At 67.9% G+C, this 15,293-nt stretch carries 13 protein-coding genes; all 13 read right to left on the reverse strand.

The window, feature by feature from the left end; translation table 11 throughout:
* Positions 1-39: 39 nt before the first annotated feature.
* The 13 genes from amn to A9513_RS07050 all read right to left on the reverse strand — a co-directional run bounded on the left by amn (position 40) and on the right by A9513_RS07050 (position 15,292).
* The gene (gene amn, locus A9513_RS06990; protein ID WP_024763952.1) at positions 40-1,515 is read right to left on the reverse strand and encodes an AMP nucleosidase; all 1,476 of its coding nucleotides are present in this window, start codon (positions 1,513-1,515) and stop codon (positions 40-42) included.
* A 132-nt stretch (positions 1,516-1,647) separates the two neighbouring features.
* Complete coding sequence (locus tag A9513_RS06995) at positions 1,648-3,297, reverse strand: acyl-CoA dehydrogenase family protein (protein WP_065084324.1); 1,650 nt, start codon at positions 3,295-3,297, stop codon at positions 1,648-1,650.
* 13 nt (positions 3,298-3,310) lie between these two features.
* Entirely contained in the window at positions 3,311-3,976 is a 666-nt protein-coding gene (locus A9513_RS07000; protein ID WP_065084325.1) for a TetR/AcrR family transcriptional regulator, read from the reverse strand.
* A 121-nt stretch (positions 3,977-4,097) separates the two neighbouring features.
* Complete coding sequence (locus A9513_RS07005; protein ID WP_065084326.1) at positions 4,098-5,348, reverse strand: OprD family porin; 1,251 nt, start codon at positions 5,346-5,348, stop codon at positions 4,098-4,100.
* A 150-nt stretch (positions 5,349-5,498) separates the two neighbouring features.
* Positions 5,499-6,476: an NADH:ubiquinone reductase gene (locus A9513_RS07010; RefSeq protein WP_065084327.1), complete on the reverse strand. Its 978-nt coding sequence runs from the start codon at positions 6,474-6,476 to the stop codon at positions 5,499-5,501.
* A 19-nt stretch (positions 6,477-6,495) separates the two neighbouring features.
* Positions 6,496-7,413 (reverse strand): SDR family NAD(P)-dependent oxidoreductase, encoded by a 918-nt coding sequence (locus A9513_RS07015; protein WP_024763956.1) that lies wholly within the window; start codon positions 7,411-7,413, stop codon positions 6,496-6,498.
* Positions 7,414-7,461: 48 nt separating this feature from the next.
* Positions 7,462-8,607, reverse strand: a complete 1,146-nt coding sequence (locus A9513_RS07020) for an acyl-CoA dehydrogenase family protein (protein WP_065084328.1) — start codon at positions 8,605-8,607, stop codon at positions 7,462-7,464.
* 16 nt (positions 8,608-8,623) lie between these two features.
* Positions 8,624-9,379, reverse strand: a complete 756-nt coding sequence (locus A9513_RS07025) for an enoyl-CoA hydratase/isomerase family protein (RefSeq protein ID WP_164488292.1) — start codon at positions 9,377-9,379, stop codon at positions 8,624-8,626.
* An 8-nt stretch (positions 9,380-9,387) separates the two neighbouring features.
* Positions 9,388-10,446 carry an acyl-CoA dehydrogenase family protein gene (locus A9513_RS07030; protein ID WP_065084329.1) on the reverse strand — a complete coding sequence of 353 codons (1,059 nt, stop codon included), beginning with the start codon at positions 10,444-10,446 and terminating at the stop codon, positions 9,388-9,390.
* A 4-nt stretch (positions 10,447-10,450) separates the two neighbouring features.
* Entirely contained in the window at positions 10,451-10,855 is a 405-nt protein-coding gene (locus A9513_RS07035) for a PaaI family thioesterase (protein ID WP_037006947.1), read from the reverse strand.
* Positions 10,856-10,893: 38 nt separating this feature from the next.
* The gene (locus A9513_RS07040) at positions 10,894-12,252 is read right to left on the reverse strand and encodes an MFS transporter (RefSeq protein ID WP_024763961.1); all 1,359 of its coding nucleotides are present in this window, start codon (positions 12,250-12,252) and stop codon (positions 10,894-10,896) included.
* Between the two features lie 39 nt (positions 12,253-12,291).
* Positions 12,292-13,173 carry a MaoC/PaaZ C-terminal domain-containing protein gene (locus A9513_RS07045; protein ID WP_037012887.1) on the reverse strand — a complete coding sequence of 294 codons (882 nt, stop codon included), beginning with the start codon at positions 13,171-13,173 and terminating at the stop codon, positions 12,292-12,294.
* On the reverse strand, positions 13,157-15,292 hold the full coding sequence (locus A9513_RS07050; RefSeq protein ID WP_065084330.1) for an acetate--CoA ligase family protein: 2,136 nt from the start codon (positions 15,290-15,292) through the stop codon (positions 13,157-13,159). Before A9513_RS07050 ends, A9513_RS07045 begins: the two co-directional genes overlap by 17 nt.
* Between the last annotated feature and the right edge of the window lies 1 nt (position 15,293).

Below are 15,293 nucleotides of genomic sequence, written 5' to 3' on the forward strand. Positions count from 1 at the left end.
CACCATCACCCTGCTGGTCGCCCCGTGCCCTGTCGCAGATCAGCGGAACGGCGGCTCGTCGAAGCTGCGCAGCTTGCGCGAGTGCAGCGAGTTGAGCTGGGTGCGCAGCAGATCGACGGCGGCGATGCCGATGGACAGGTGCTGGCTCACCGCGCGCTGGTAGAACGCCGTAGCGGCGCCGGGCAGCTTGATCTCGCTGTGCAGCGGCTTGTCCGAGACGCACAGCAGCGTGCCGTAGGGCACCCGCAGGCGGTAGCCCTGGGCGGCGATGGTGCCGCTCTCCATGTCCACCGCAATCGCCCGCGCCAGGTTGATCAGCGGGCGTTCCTGGGCCCAGTGCAGCTCCCAGTTGCGATCGTCGTAGGTGAGCACGGTGCCGGTACGCAGGCGGCGCTTGAGCTGGTCGCCGCGCTCTCCGGTCACCACCGCGGCGGCTTCCTGCAACGCCAGTTGCACCTCGGCCAGCGCCGGGATCGGGATGTGCGGCGGCAGCACACGGTCGAGAATGCCGTCGCGGCGCATGTAGGCGTGGGCCAGCACATAGTCGCCGATGGTCTGCGACTGCCGCAGGCCGCCGCAGTGGCCGACCATCAGCCAGCAGTGCGGGCGCAGCACGGCGAGGTGATCGGTGATGTTCTTCGCGTTGGACGGGCCGACGCCGATGTTCACCAGCGTCACGCCGTCGCCATCCTCGGCGATCAGGTGATAGGCCGGCATCTGGAAGCGGTGCCATTCGACACTGGCGACGATGGCGTTGGCCTCACCTTCGTCGGTACCGCGCTCGATGACCACATTGCCCGGCAGGACCATGCGCACGAAGCGCGGATCGTCGCGCAGGCGCTCCAGGCCCAGGTGGATGAACTGGTCGACGTAGCGGTGGTAGTTGGTCAGCAGGATCCACGGCTGCACATGGCGCCAGTCGCTGCCGGTGTAATGCACCATGCGGCGCAGGGAAAAGTCAGTGCGCGCCGCGTCGAACAGCGCCAGCGGCATCGGGTCGGCGTTCTCCCATTCGTACAGGCCGTCCGCCACGCCATCGGAAGTGGCCGACAGGTCGGTGCTGGGGAACACCCGCGCCAACTCGGCGGCGGTCACGCCCGAACCACCCAGTTCATCGCCGCCTTCCACCACGTAGGGGTAAGGGATGTTCTGCTGGCTGACACCGACTTCCACCCGTACGGTGAAGTCTTCCATCAGCGGACGCAGTTGCTCGAGCAGGTATTTGCGGAAGGCCTTGGGCTGGGTGATGGTCACCGCGTAGGTCCCGGGCACCTGGACCTTGGCGTAGGCGCGGGTGGTGGATGGCACTTCGCCCTGGCACAGGTAGGTCACCCGCAGCAGCGGGTAGCGGAATTGTTCGCGCTGCTGCGCGTCGGGGACTTCGCGGTCCTTCAGGTAACGCTTGAGCGCCTGGTTCAGGGCGCCGGTGGCGCGCTCATGAAGCACGGCCAGTTGATCGACGGCCTCTTCGGCGGTCTGTGCGACGAAGAACTCGTCGCCAGTCGTAAGACTCATGGTGGGCATCCTGTCTGAACGATCAGCTCCATCTTGCCTGCTTCCGTTGCGGAAAGGGATGACAGATTCAACAGAGACGATCAGTGACAGGACCAGGCCAGTTGCCCATGGAGGGCAACTGGCAACGTTGCATCACTCCAGGTGCGGTGTCGCCCGCGCCACCAGTGCTTCCACATCCACGCCGCGCGGCAGGGTTCCGTAGACGCGGCCGCCGTCGTCCAGGCGGCTGGCGATGAAGGCGTCGGAGACCACCGAGTTACCCGCTTCCAGCAGCAGCTTGGCCTGCAGGGCGACGGCGACGTTCTCGGTGAGCTGGCGGGCGCGGTACTGGATGTCCTGGGTATCGGCGAAGGACGCCTTGAGGTTGCCGATGAACGAGGCCAGGCGCGCGTCACCATGGCCGTCTCCCAGCTCGGCGAACAGCGCGTCGAGCACGCCGGGCTCCTTGGACAGGGCGCGCAGCACGTCCAGGCACTGCACGTTGCCCGAGCCTTCCCAGGTGGAGTTGACCGGTGCTTCGCGGTACAGGCGCGGGAGGATGGTGTCCTCGACGTAGCCGGCACCGCCCAGGCATTCTGCGGCCTCGTTGATCATCGCGGGGGCGCGCTTGCAGATCCAGTACTTGCCCACGGCGGTGACCAGGCGGGCGAACTTGTCTTCCTGTTCGTCGTGCAGGTGGTCCAGGGCGCGGCCCATGCGCAGGGTCAGCGCCAGCGCGGCTTCGCTTTCCAGGGCGAGGTCGGCCAGCACGTTCTGCATCAGCGGTTGCTCGGCCAGCACGCGGCCGCCGACCTGGCGGTAGGCGCAGTGGTGCGCGGCCTGGGTCAGCGCCTGGCGCATCAGCGAGCTGGAACCGATCATGCAGTCGAAGCGGGTCATGGCGACCATCTCGATGATGGTCGGCACGCCGCGGCCTTCCTCGCCGACCATCCAGGCCAGCGCGCCGCGGTATTCCACTTCGCTGGAGGCGTTGGACCAGTTGCCCAGCTTGTTCTTCAGGCGCTGGATGTAGAACTCGTTGCGGCTGCCGTCCGGGCGGTGGCGCGGCAGCAGGAAGCAGGTCAGGCCCTTTTCGGTGTAGGCCAGGGTGAGGAAGGCGTCGCACATCGGCGCCGAGCAGAACCACTTGTGGCCGACCAGCTCGTAGGCCTGCCCCGGACCGGGAATGCCCACCGGGTAGGCGCGGGTGGTATTGGCGCGCACGTCGGTACCGCCCTGTTTCTCGGTCATGGCCATGCCGATGGTGGCGCCGGCCTTCTGCTCGATGGGCAGGTTGCGCGGGTCGTATTCGGTGGAAAGGATCTTCGGCAGCCACTTCTCGGCGATGTCCGGCTGCAGGCGGATGGCCGGCACGCTGGCGAAGGTCATGGTCAGCGGGCAGCCAGTGCCGGCTTCGGCCTGGCTGTGCAGGTAACTGAGGCCGGCGCGGGCAACCTGGGCGCCGGCACGCGGGTCGGTCCAGGGCATGGACGGGATGCCGGCCTCGATGGAGGCGCGCATCAGCTCGTGGTAGGCCGGGTGGAACTCGATCAGGTCTACGCGATGGCCGTAGCGGTCATGGGACTTGAACACCGGCTTGTTCTCGTTGGCCAGGAAGCCCGCCGCCATCAGCGGACCACCGGCCAGCGCGCCATAGGCGTCGAGTTTCTGCTCGGCGAAGCCACCGCCGTAGCGACGCACCCACTCCTGCAGCGGTACGTCGACGCGATAGAGGTTGGCACCATCCAGCGGCGGCACCTGGTTGGTCACTTCGTGGGTTTCGGCGTACTGGTGCGGGATCATGACTGGTCCTCCATCACAGGCGTGGGCCTGGCAGGTTTGGCAAAGCAGCAGGGAACGCACCGACGGCGCGCAGGCAGAAGTTCACGAGGGCGTCGCTGACGTCCTCCAGGGAAACCTTGGATTCACCGGCATCCCGCGCAGCGCGGGCCGGTGGCGAGAGCGGACCGATCAACGCTTCGGCGATGGCGCCGACCAGGCAGGCGGCAGTGAGCTGCACCGGCTGGGGCTGGAATTCGCCGGTGGCGATACCCTGCTCCAGCAGGGTGATGAACAGGGCAGCGTAGGCGTCGCGGTAGACCAGGCGCTGCTCGTCGACCTCCGGGTCGACCGGTTCGGCGATCAGTGCAAAGGCCAGCTGACGACTGCCCCAGGCACGCGCGGCGAATTGGTGGAGGCCTCGATTCAGGCGCTCGGCGGCGCTGCCCGAATCCTTCAGCAGCACGCCCAAGGCATCGACCTCGCGCTGGCTGGCGCGGGCGAAGACTTCGGCGGCCAGTTCGCCCTTGCCGCTGAAATGCCGATAGAGGCTGCCGGTAGCGATGCCGGCGTCATCCGCCAGGCTCTGCATGGTCAGCGAAGCGAAGCCGCCGTCGGCAACCCGCGCCAGCGCCAGCTCGAGGATGCGCTCGCGCTGTTCGCCGTCCTTTTGCAGCCGGGCCTCGGTTTGCCGGTACGCCATGGTCTGAACCCTGATTCATTGCATTGAAAGCAGTGAATCACGGTTCAGACTTTGGCTGAAAGGGACATTCCCGCCACGGGAAGGGCGATTCTGGCCAAACCGCCACCGCGCGTAGCGACTATTACCAGAGCGGCATCTGGTAGCTGACGATGACCCGCGTTTCGTCGATGTCGTTGCCGAAATCGCTGCGGAAGGCGCCGTTGCGTACCTTGAAACCGAGGTTCTTGAACGGGCCGTTCTGCACCACGTAGCCGATGTCGGTGTCGCGCTCCCATTCCTTGCCGCGCCCCGAGCCGTTGAGCAGGTCGATGTGGTCGCCCTGCAGGTAGCGCGTCATGAAGGTCAGGCCGGGCAGGCCGAGGCCGGCGAAGTCATAGTCGTAGCGCGCCTGCCAGGAGCGCTCGTCCTTGTTGGCGAAGTCGCCGATCTGCACGAAGTTGGTCAGGTACGGGTCGGTGCCGGACAGGTAGGCGAAGCCGGTATCGCCGGACATGCGCTGGTAGCCCACGCCGAAGCCGCTGCCGCCGATGCGGTAGGTGAACAAGGCGTTGAGCGCGCGGTTGTCGACGTTGCTGCCGCCATCGTCGGTGGAACGCGCCCAGCGGATGTCGGACTTGAGCGACTGGCCCTCGGCGATGGGCAGCGTGTGGACCATGCTCAGGTAGTGCTGGCGGTAGAAGTTTTCCAGGCCACCATAGTGGTAGCTGGTGCTGAGGTTGTCGGTCCAGCGGTAGGTGCCGCCGGCGAGGTTGAAGCGGTCGCTGCTGGTATGGCTGCCGAGCACGATGTTGCGCTTGTTGCCACGGGTCATCGACAGGTCTTCGTCGTTGGTCGAGTCACGCTGTTTCACCTGGCGCAGTTGGCCCAGTTGCGCGGTGAGGCCGTCGATCTCGTTGATCTCGGCGAGGCCGCCCTGGAAGGTCTGCGGGTGCAGGCGGGTGTCGTTGTATTGCACCACCGGCATCTTCGGCAGCAGCGTGCCGACCTTCAGGGTGCTTTTCGACGCGCGCAGCTTGGCAGTCACGCCCAGGTCGCTGTAGTCGTCGGCGGCGCGCTTGTCGCTGGCCGAGTACGGCAGCAGACCGGACCCGGTGCGGTCGGGGCTGGAGTCCAGTTTGATCCCGAGCAGGCCGAGCGCATCGACGCCCACGCCGACCGTGCCCTCGGTGTAGCCCGACTCGAAGCGCAGCAGGAAACCCTGTGCCCACTCCTCGGATTTCGACTGTGCGGCGCCGCTCTGACGGTAGTCGCGGTTGAAGTAGAAATTGCGCAGTTCCAGGCTGGCCTTGCTGTCCGCGATGAAGTCCGCGTGAGCGAACAGGGGCAGGCAGGCGAAGCTCGAAACGAGCGCCCGTACGGGAAGATTTTTCATTGTTGTTGTCTCTTCGTCAGGTGAGGTGAAGGCGGCGCCGCTGCCTGAAGTTCCGTGCCAGAGCCCCTTCCCCAGCCCCATCGTCCAGGGAGAGGGAGGCCCCACACATGGCCCCAGGAAACGCTTGCTCCCACGCCGCCACATGGAAAATCACTGGATAAGCAAACCCTCCAGTCGCTCGCGGATCAGCTCGCGCGCCTGCTCGACGATGCCGCGCAGCAGTTCCTCGCAGCTCGGTTCGTCATCGATCAGGCCCTGGACCATGCCCGCCGACCAGATGCCCAGGTCGGTGTCGCCCTGTTCGTAGACCGTGCGCCCGCGCAGGCCGCTGACCAGCGTGGCGATGTCGGCATAGGTGGCGTTGCCGCGCGCCTCGATGGCCAGCACTTCCTGGCTGATGGCGTTGCGCGCGACCCGCGCGCTGTTGCGCAGCGAACGCATGATCACGTCCGTGGAGCGCTCGTCGGCGGCGCGGATGGCCGCCTTGACCTGCGGGTGGATCGGGCATTCGCGGGTGCTGAGGAAGCGCGTGCCCATGTTGATCGCATCGGCCCCCAGCGCCAGCGCCGCCACCAGCCCGCGCCCGTCGGCGAAACCACCGGAAGCGATGATCGGCACACGCAGCCGGTTGGCCGCCGCCGGCAGCAATACCAGGCCGGGAATGTCATCCTCGCCCGGATGGCCGGCGCATTCGAAGCCGTCGATGGACACCGCGTCGACCCCCAGTTGCTCGGCCTTGAGCGCATGGCGCACCGCCGTGCATTTGTGGATCACCTTGATGCCATGCTGGCGGAACTCGGCGATGTGCTCGCCGGGATTGTTCCCGGCGGTTTCGACGACGCGAATGCCACTCTCGATGATCACCGCGCGGTACTCGGCGTAGGGGATCGGTTTCTGTGTCGGCAACAGCGTCAGGTTGACGCCGAAGGGCTTTTCGGTGAGCTCGCGGCAGCGCGCGATCTCGTCGGCCAGCGCCTGCGGCGTCGGCTGGGTCAGCGCCGAGAGCGTCGCCAGGCCACCGGCGTTGGCCACCGCCGCCGCCATCTCGGCGCGCCCCACCCACTGCATGCCGCCCTGCATGATCGGGTGTTCGACGCCGAAGGCTTCGGTGAATCGGGTCTTGAACATGCGCCTGTCCTCCGAAGGGTCAGATCGGGTCCCAGGAGAACACGTCCGGGCTGCGCGCCAGGTCCATGAAGCTCCCGCGCAGCGCCGGCATGCCGTGCTCGGCGATGCTCTGGGGGGTCCAGCCGTTGTCGCTGTGCACGCTGCGCAGCGGGCGGCTCTGGCTCATCAGGAAGATCTCGTGGTTGCGTGCGGCGAACACCTGGCCGTTGACCGCGCTGGCGGCATCGGAGGCGAGGTACACGGCCAGAGGCGCGTTCTTGTCCGGGGTCATGCGCTGCAGGTTTTCCACCCGCGCTTTCTGCTCCGGGGTCTCGGCCGGAATGGAGTCGGTCATGCGGCTCCAGGCGAAGGGCGCGATGCAGTTGGAGCGCACGTTGTAGCGCTGCATGTCGAGGGCGATGGATTTGCTCAGGGCGACGATGCCCAGCTTGGCCGCCGAGTAGTTGGCCTGGCCGAAGTTGCCGATCAGCCCCGAGGTGCTGGTCATGTGCACGAAGGCGCCGCTGTTCTGTGCGCGGAAATGCTCGGCGGCGGCGCGGCTGACGAAGAAGCTGCCGTTGAGGTGCACGTTGATCACCGACAGCCAGTCCTCGGCGCTCATCTTGTGGAAGATGGTGTCGCGCAGGATGCCGGCATTGTTGACCACGATGTCGACGCGGCCGAAGGCGTCGATGGCGCTGGCGACGATGCGCCGGGCGCTGTCCCAGTCCGACACGCTGTCGGTGTTGATCGCGCCGTCGCCGCCGCGCTGGCGGATCAGCCCGAGGGTTTCCTCGGCCGGGGAAGCCGAGCCGCCCTCGCCCTGCAGGGACACGCCGATATCGTTGATCAGTACCCGCGCGCCGCTGTCGGCCAGGGCCAGGGCAATCTCGCGGCCGATGCCGCCACCGGCGCCGGTGACGATCGCTACCTTGCCTTCGTTGAGTCGTTGGGTCATTGCTCGTTCCTTACATCAATTCGTGTTTGAGGTTCGTTGTGCGCACGATCAGCTCGGCAGGCCGAGCACGGCCTTGGCCAGGATGTTGCGCTGGATCTCGTTGGTACCGCCGTAGATGGTGGTGGGCCGCGACTGGATGAAGATGCCCGCCGGGTGCAGCTCGGGATCGTCGGCGAAGGGGTTGAGCAGCGCCGAATCCGCGCCGGCGATCTCCAGCCCGAGCTCGCTGATGCGCTGGTAAAGCTCGGACTGGTGGATCTTCAGCAGGGACACGTCCGGGCCCAGTTCCTCGCCGCGCCGCAGGCGTTCGGCGAAGCGCTCGTAGAGCGCCTTGTGGCAGTCCAGGTCCATGCTCAGCGCGGCGAAGCGCTGGGCGAACACCGGGTCGTCCCACAGGCCCTGGTGACGGGCCAGGCGCACCAGGCGCTCGAGGGCGAAGGTGGCCTGCTTGGGCGAGCCGAGGAAGATGCGCTCGAAGCCGAGCAGCGCCTTGGCCATGCCCCAGCCGTGGTTGACCGCGCCGACGAGGTTTTCCTCCGGCACGCGCACGTCGTTGAAGAACACCTCGCAGAACTCGCCCTGCAGCTCGAGGTTGAGGATTGGCCGTACCTCGACGCCGGGGCTGTCCATCGGCACCAGCAGGAAGCTGATGCCCTGCTGCGCCTTGGCACTGCGCTCGGTGCGCGCCAGCACGAAGATCCAGTTGGCCTCGGTGCCCATGGTGGTCCAGGTCTTCTGGCCGTTGATCACCCATTCGCCGTCGCGCAGCACCGCTTCGGTACGCAGGCTGGCGAGGTCGGAGCCGGCATTGGGCTCGCTGTAGCCCTGGCACCAGATGTCCTCGCCGCTCAAGATGCGCGGCAGGAAGCGCTCGCGCTGGGCGTCGGTGCCGTAGCGGATCAGCAGCGGGCCGAGCATGGTGATGCCGCTGTCGGGCAGTCGCGCGCAGCCGTAGTTCTCCATCTCCTCGATCATGATCAACTGCTTGCCGGCGGACAGGCCCATGCCGCCGTGTTGCACCGGCCAGCCGGGGCACAGCCAGCCCTGCTGCGACAGTGCCTGGTACCACTCCCAGGTGTCGTCGCGACCCAGGCGGTGGGCCGGGTTGCGGATGCGTTGCGGGTAGTTGGCGGCGACCCACTCGCGCACCAGCCGACGGAATTCGCCGTCGTCGAGGGCGTTGTAATCGGTCATGTCACGGTTCTCCTGATTACTGGCCCCGGAAATCCGGGGAACGTTTTTCGAGGAAGGCCGCTTTGCCTTCGGCGTGGTCGGCACTGAGGAACAGCTGGCTCTGGAAATCGCCTTCGCGTTCGAGCAGCAGCTCCAGGCCATCGGCCAGCAGCGCCTTGGTCAGCGACAGCGCCAGCGGCGCCTGCTGCTCGACCTTCGCGGCCAGTGCCAGCGCCGCATCCAGCGCGGCACCCGGTGCACAGAGCTGGTCCACCAGGCCGATGCGCAATGCTTCCTCGGCCTCGATCACCTGGCCGAACATCAGCACTTGCCGCGCCCGACCGTTGCCGATGCGCGCAGGCAAGGTGTGCAACTGGCCAAGATCGGCGATCAGTCCGACCTTGCCGAAGCCCGCCGCGAAGCGCGCCGTGCCGCCGCAAACCAGGCTGTCGCAGGCCAGCGCCACCGAAAGCCCGGCGCCCACCGCCCAGCCTTCGACGGCGGCGATGATCGGCTTGCCCATGCGCAGCATCTGGCGGATCAGGTCGGCGTTCTTCTGCATGCGCATGCGGCCGGCGTTGAGGTCGGTGACGTGCATGTCGCTGAGGTCGCCGCCAGCGCTGAAGACTTCCGCCGAACCGGTGAGCACCACGCTGCGCACGGAGGGATCGGCGTCCGCTTCACGCAGTGCGTCGAGCAACTCGGCGCGCAATGCGGGGGACAGCGCATTGCGCCGCGCCGGATTGTTGAAACGCAGCAGGCGCACCGAACCATGAGTTTCCTGCAGCAGCATCTCGCTCATCACGCCACCTCCGCATGCAGCAGGGCGATGTAGCGCGCCCGATGGAAGGCCAGCGAGCCCTGGCTGTTGAGCAGCACCATGGCGCGGCGCAGGAACAGGCCGATGTCGGCCTCGTCGGTGTAGCCGATGCCGCCGTGCAACTGGATCGCCTGGCGGGTGACCAGCATGGCCGCTTCGGCGGCACGCACCTTGGCGGTGGACACCAGGCGCTGTACCAGGGCAGTCGACGCACCGTCATCCAGGGCGCTGGCCGCTTCGCCGACGATGGCGCGGGCCAGCTCGATCTGCAGCTTCAGGTCGACCATGCGGTGCTGCAGCGACTGGAAGCTGCCGATCTCGCGGCCGAACTGGCGGCGCACGCCGAGGTAGTCGCGAGTCTGTTCGAAGGCGGCATCCATCAGCCCGACCAGATAGGCCGAGCAGGCCAGCGCCGCTTCATCGAGGGCGGCGGGCGCGGACTCGACGAGTTGCGCCGGCGTGCCGTCGAAGCGCAGGCGCGCCAGGTGGCCGCCGTCCTGGGTCGGCTCCTGATGCAGGCTGAGCCCTTCGGCGTTGCGCTGCACCAGAGCAAGGCCGGCGTTGCAGGCGACCAGCCAGGCATCGGCCGCAGCACCGAGCGCCACATGGGCGACCTCGCCGCGCAACTGGCCATCGCGCAGCACCGGCAATGCCGCATCCGCTTCATAACCGATGCCGGCCGGCAGGATCAGCCGCTCGCCGGCCAGCAGCGCGTCGCGCTCGCCCGCCGGCAGTAGCGGAGCGACCAGGCTCGCCTCGATCAGCGGCTCGGGCAGCAGGCCACGGCCCAGCTCTTCCAGCAGCGCCGCGTACTCGGCCATGCCCAGCCCGCTGCCGCCCAGTTCTTCCGCCAGGCGCAGGCCCGGCCAGCCCATGGCGCAGACTTCGCCCCAGGCGTCGCGGTCGACGCCCGTCTGCTGGAAGCGCAGACGGCGCACCCGCCCCAGGTCGCCGCCGCGCGGGACCAGGGAGGCGGCGCTGTCACGGATCAGCCGCAGGCGCTCTTCGCGCTCCTCGGCCATCGCGGTGTGGTCGGTCATTTCATCATTCCCGTGTCGGTTGAACAGCTCCGGCCGCCGCGGGCCGGTACTTGAAACTGCCGGTGGCGCTGGCGATCAGCTCGCCGGCTTCATCGAAGATTTCCGCCGCGCAGAAGCACAGCGTGCGGGTGCGCTTGAGCACCCGGCCGACGGCGTTGATCTCGCCGCGAGTACTGCCCATGAAGTGGGTGGCCATGTCGATGGTGACCATCGAGCAACCCGGCATCTGCGCACGGATCGCGCCGGCCATGGCAGCGTCGAGCACGCTCATCAGCACGCCGCCGTGGAAGCTGTCGATGTAGTTCATCAGCTCCGGGCGGTGGCGCAGGCGTACCCGCACCACTTCGCCATCGACCCAGCGCTCCAGGCCGAGGAACTCCTGGAAGGTGTATCGATCGCGGGGGAACATGTCCGGCCCGGGCGCATGGGCGGCGCAGGTGAGATCGGTCATCGCAGGCTTTCCTCCGTGACGGGTTGGCCCAGCGGGCGGGCAGCGCTGTGCGCAGGCGCACGGGCGGGTGTGCCGGGCTGCACCGTGCGCCCTTCGCGGTTCGGGTCATACAGGCGGTTGGGGATCAGCAGCGCAGGGATCAGGCCGGTGATGACGTAGGTGATGCCCATCACCAGGAAGCCCGCGCCGATGGACACATGGGAGGCCAGCAGGCCGATGGCCGCCGGGGCCACCGCCGCGCCGATGCGGCCGAGGTTGTAGGAGGTGCCGACGGCGGCGCCGCGTACCTGGGTGGAGAAGCTCTCGGTCATGTAGGTGGCCAGCACGCCCACCGGTACGCCGTAGATGAAGCCGAACAGCGCGAGGATCCAGACGATGTTGTCCGGGGTGTGCCAGAACACGATCACCGGCATGAAGATCGCGGTTCCGATGGCGCCGGCGGCGAAGGTGGCGCGGCGGCCGAAGCGGTCCGAGGCGATCCCGGCGAGCACCTTGCCGAGGATCATCGCGGTGTAGGTGCCGACCATGTAGCCGGTCATGGACTTGAAGTTCATGCCCAGCTCGCTTTCCAGGTACGAGGGCATCCAGTTGTTGGTGCCGTAGTAGCCGAACAGCAGGAAGCACGAGGTGAGGCTCCACAGCAGGAACATGCGCCGGGTGGACGGATCGACCAGCAGCTGGCGCATGCCACCGCTGGGCGCGCTCTGCTGGCGGTTGCTGGCGGCCTGCTGCAGCCGTTGCGCACGGGCTGCCAGCCAGGACGGCGACTCCGGCACCCAGGGCCGCAGCGCCAGGCAGATCAGCGCCGCGCCGATCGCGGTGAAGAACAGCGCGCGCCAGCCGTAGTCGGGGATGATCTGCCCCGCGAGCACCGTCGCCACCAGGTAGCCGACCGTCCAACCAGCCTGCATGGTCGCCAGGATGGTGGTGCGGTACTTCGCGGTGACGAACTCGGACATCAGGATGTTGCAGGCGACGAACAGCGAGCCCAGGCCCAGCGAGGAGACGAAGCGGATCAGCGCAAAGGCCCAGAAGTTGTGCGCCAGCCCGAGCAGCGCGGTGCCCACGGAGAACACCAGGATGGTCCACGTCACCACCCGCACCCGGCCAAAGCGGTCGCACGCCCAGCCGCCGTAGATACCGCCGATGGCCATGCCGGCCAGGGTGATGCTGCCCAGCGAACCGGCCTCGAAGTTGGAGAGGCCGAACTCGGCCTTCAGGCTGTTCAGACTGTAGGCGAGGAACATCAGGTCCGCGCCATCGGCGAGCAGACCCAGGAAGCAGAAGAGGAAGGCGATCACCAGGGTCCGCCGCGGTATCGCGGTGCCCTGGGCCAAGCTGTCGGGTGCGTTCATTGTTGTTGTTCTCGCAGGTTGGTTGAGGTCGTCGTCGCGCTATGCCCGCCCGGCGTGTTCTCCCATCTCCGGGGTCAGGCGCACGCGGCCGTTGTCCAGCACCACCACGTCGCGCTCGACGACGCGGGTGCGGAAGGAGCCGTCATTCCAGATTTCGGTACGCAGGGTTTCGCCGGGGAAAACCGGTGCGGAGAAGCGCACCTGCAGGTGGGCGAAACGCTCCGCGCGGTAGTCGGCCAAGCCGCGCAGCAGCGCGTGGAAGGCCACCCCCAGGGTGCACAGGCCGTGCAGGATCGGCCTGGGGAAACCACCGCGCGCCGCCGCCGCGGGGCTGGCGTGGATCGGGTTGTCGTCGCCGTTCAGGCGGTAGTGCAGCGCCTGCTCGGGGCGAGTCGGCAGGTCGATGACCAGGTCCGGCGCCTGCTCGGGCAGGCGGTGCGGTTGGCTCAGCGACTGGCTGTCGCCGCCAAAGCCGCCGTCGCCGCGCAGGAAGGTGGTGCCGCGGGCAATCGCCAGCACCTCACCGCTCTGCGCATCGCTGACGACCTTCTCGCTATAGAGCAGCGCGCCCTTGCCGGCGCCCTTGTCGACCAGCCCGGTGACGCGGGTGCGGCCGATCACTTCGCCTTCCACCGGCAGCGGCTTGAGCCATTCGATGCTCTGCTCGCCGTGGACCAGGCGCAGGGCATCGACGCCGGTGTCCGGGTTGCCCAGCCAGAAGCCGGGGTGACCGAGCACCACCGCCATGCAGGGCAGCGCTTGCAGCTCGCGATTGGCGTCGACGAAGGTCAGCTGGTGCTCGTCCATCGGGTCCGCGCCAAGGCCCACCGACAGCGCATAGAAGGCGCTGTCGTGGCGGCTGAAACGTTGGCGTACTTCCGGGATCGGGTAATTCAGCAGGTGCTCAGGATTCAGCGCCATGGGCCACCTCCTGCACTTCCAGCACCGCGTCGGCGGCCCAGGCGCCCTGCCCCTCGGGCATGGCGAAGACCGGGTTGAGGTCCACCGAACGCAGGCGCGGGCCGGCCTCTGCAGCGAATTGCGAGAGCTGCGAGAGAACGCGCGACAGGGCCTTGATATCGGTCACCGGGCGACCACGGGCGCCCAGCAGCAGCGGCGCGCCCTTGATGCTGCGGATCATCTGCTCGGCTTCGCCGACGCCGAACGGGCAGCGGCGGAACACCACGTCCTTGAGCACCTCGACGAAGATGCCGCCAAGGCCGAACACCGCCACCGGACCGAACTGCGGGTCGCGCTGGATGCCCATGAAGCACTCGACGCCGCCCTGCAGCTGGCGCGCCACCAGCACGCCGTCGAGGCGAGCGTTCGGCGCGTGTTCAGCAGCGCGTTGCAGCAGCAGGTCATAGCCCTCGCGTACGGCCTGGGCGCTGCCGACGTTGAGCAGCACGCCGCCGATTTCCGACTTGTGCAGGATGTCCGCCGAGGCGATTTTCAGCACCACCGGGAAGCCGATTTGTTCGGCAAATGCGGCGGCTTCCGCAGCGCTTTTCAGCACACGTTCGGGCGCCGATTCGATGCCGGCGCGCGCCAGCAATTGCTTGGCTTCGGCCTCACCGGGCGAGCTGGCCGGCAGCTCGACGCCAGCGGGCACAGGAATGCTGCGCAGCGGCCGGGCGAACGCTTCGCCCAACTGGCCCATGGCCTGGATGGCGCGCACGGCGCGGGTCGGGTCCTCGAACAGGGCGAAGCCGGCCTTCTGGTATGGCGCCAGCTCCTCGCCCTCGCCCATCACCGAGACCACGAACAGGCGGTCCGGATGGTCGGCCTTGATCCGCGCGAACTGCTCGGCCAGGCGCGGGCCGATGGAGGCGGCGGTGCCGGCCTGGGTGAAGAAGGCGATCAGCGAACGATAGCCGCCGTCCACCACCATGGACTCGGTGAAATCGTGCACCAGGCTCAGGTCGTTGAGCGCCTGGGCCGTGCAGTCCACCGGGTTCAGCGGCGAGGCATAGTGCAGGCGCTGTTTCAGTCGCGCCTGGGCTGCTTCCGGCATCGGCGGCATGGGCAGCCCAACGTCCTCGGCAGCGTCGCTGACGATGATCCCGGCGCCACCGCTGACGGTGATCATCCCCAGGCTGTTGTTCACCGGGTAGATGCGCTGGGTGGCGAGGTAGGCGATGTCCACCAGCTCTTCGGTGGTGCGCGCGCGGACCACGGCGTAGTCGGCCAGCACCGCATCGAGCACCTTGTCGTCGCCAGCCAGGGAGGCGGTGTGTGACATGGCCGCGCGGCCACCCAGCTCGCTGCGCCCGACCTTGTGCAGGATCACCGGCTTGCCGGCGCGATGGGCCGCTTCGAGGGCGGCGAGGAAGCTGTCGACATTGCGGATGGATTCGGCGTAGGCCATCACCACGTCGACCTCCGGCGATTCCACCAGCCAGCCGATGGCGTCGCCCAGGGTGACGTCGGCTTCGTTGCCGGTGGCGACGCAGATCGGCGTACCCAGCCCGCGCTGCCGCGACAGACCCAGCAGGTGTGCGCCGTAGGCGCCGGACTGGGTGGCGATGCCGACGCGCCCGGCCAGCGGGATGCCGCGCTCCAGGCTGGTGGAGAAGAAGGCGTAGTAGCCCAGGTTGGCGTTGAACACGCCCAGGGCGTTCGGCCCCAGCAGGCGCATGTTCGCCGCGCGGGCGGCCTCGACGATGGCGTCCTGCATGGCCACGCCTTCCTCGCCGACTTCGCTGAAGCCGGAGGAGAACACGATGGCGCTGCGCGCGCCCTTGCGGCCCAGTGCCTGGACGGTCTCCAGCACCTGCGGCGCCGGCACCGCGATGATCGCCACGTCCGGCGCCTCAGGCAGTGCGTCGACACTGGCGTAGGCCGGCAGGCCCTGGATCTCGGTGCGATTGGGGTTGACCGGCAGGATGCGGCCGGTGAAGCCGTTGCGCAGCATGTAGGCGATGGGGCGGCCACCGATGCGGTGCGGGTCGCTGGAAGCGCCGACCACGGCGACCGAGCGTGGCTGGATCAGCGGGGTAAGGCTGGCGAAGCCTGTGCGTTGCAAGTGACTCACTGACATG

Origin of the sequence: Pseudomonas sp. AU12215 (genome assembly GCF_001675465.2) — a bacterium.
Lineage (GTDB): Bacteria > Pseudomonadota > Gammaproteobacteria > Pseudomonadales > Pseudomonadaceae > Pseudomonas > Pseudomonas nitroreducens.

Excerpts from the sequence above, each read along its gene's own strand:
- A9513_RS07025 (WP_164488292.1), bottom strand. The coding sequence starts at position 9,379 with ATGCTGCTGCAGGAAACTCATGGTTCGGTGCGCCTGCTGCGTTTCAAC.
- A9513_RS07045 (WP_037012887.1), bottom strand. The coding sequence starts at position 13,173 with ATGGCGCTGAATCCTGAGCACCTGCTGAATTACCCGATCCCGGAAGTA.
- A9513_RS07030 (WP_065084329.1), bottom strand. The coding sequence starts at position 10,446 with ATGACCGACCACACCGCGATGGCCGAGGAGCGCGAAGAGCGCCTGCGG.
- A9513_RS07010 (WP_065084327.1), bottom strand. The coding sequence starts at position 6,476 with ATGTTCAAGACCCGATTCACCGAAGCCTTCGGCGTCGAACACCCGATC.
- A9513_RS07005 (WP_065084326.1), bottom strand. The coding sequence starts at position 5,348 with ATGAAAAATCTTCCCGTACGGGCGCTCGTTTCGAGCTTCGCCTGCCTG.
- A9513_RS07050 (WP_065084330.1), bottom strand. The coding sequence starts at position 15,292 with ATGTCAGTGAGTCACTTGCAACGCACAGGCTTCGCCAGCCTTACCCCG.
- A9513_RS07020 (WP_065084328.1), bottom strand. The coding sequence starts at position 8,607 with ATGACCGATTACAACGCCCTCGACGACGGCGAATTCCGTCGGCTGGTG.
- A9513_RS07035 (WP_037006947.1), bottom strand. The coding sequence starts at position 10,855 with ATGTTCCCCCGCGATCGATACACCTTCCAGGAGTTCCTCGGCCTGGAG.
- amn (WP_024763952.1), bottom strand. The coding sequence starts at position 1,515 with ATGAGTCTTACGACTGGCGACGAGTTCTTCGTCGCACAGACCGCCGAA.
- A9513_RS07000 (WP_065084325.1), bottom strand. The coding sequence starts at position 3,976 with ATGGCGTACCGGCAAACCGAGGCCCGGCTGCAAAAGGACGGCGAACAG.
- A9513_RS06995 (WP_065084324.1), bottom strand. The coding sequence starts at position 3,297 with ATGATCCCGCACCAGTACGCCGAAACCCACGAAGTGACCAACCAGGTG.
- A9513_RS07015 (WP_024763956.1), bottom strand. The coding sequence starts at position 7,413 with ATGACCCAACGACTCAACGAAGGCAAGGTAGCGATCGTCACCGGCGCC.
- A9513_RS07040 (WP_024763961.1), bottom strand. The coding sequence starts at position 12,252 with ATGAACGCACCCGACAGCTTGGCCCAGGGCACCGCGATACCGCGGCGG.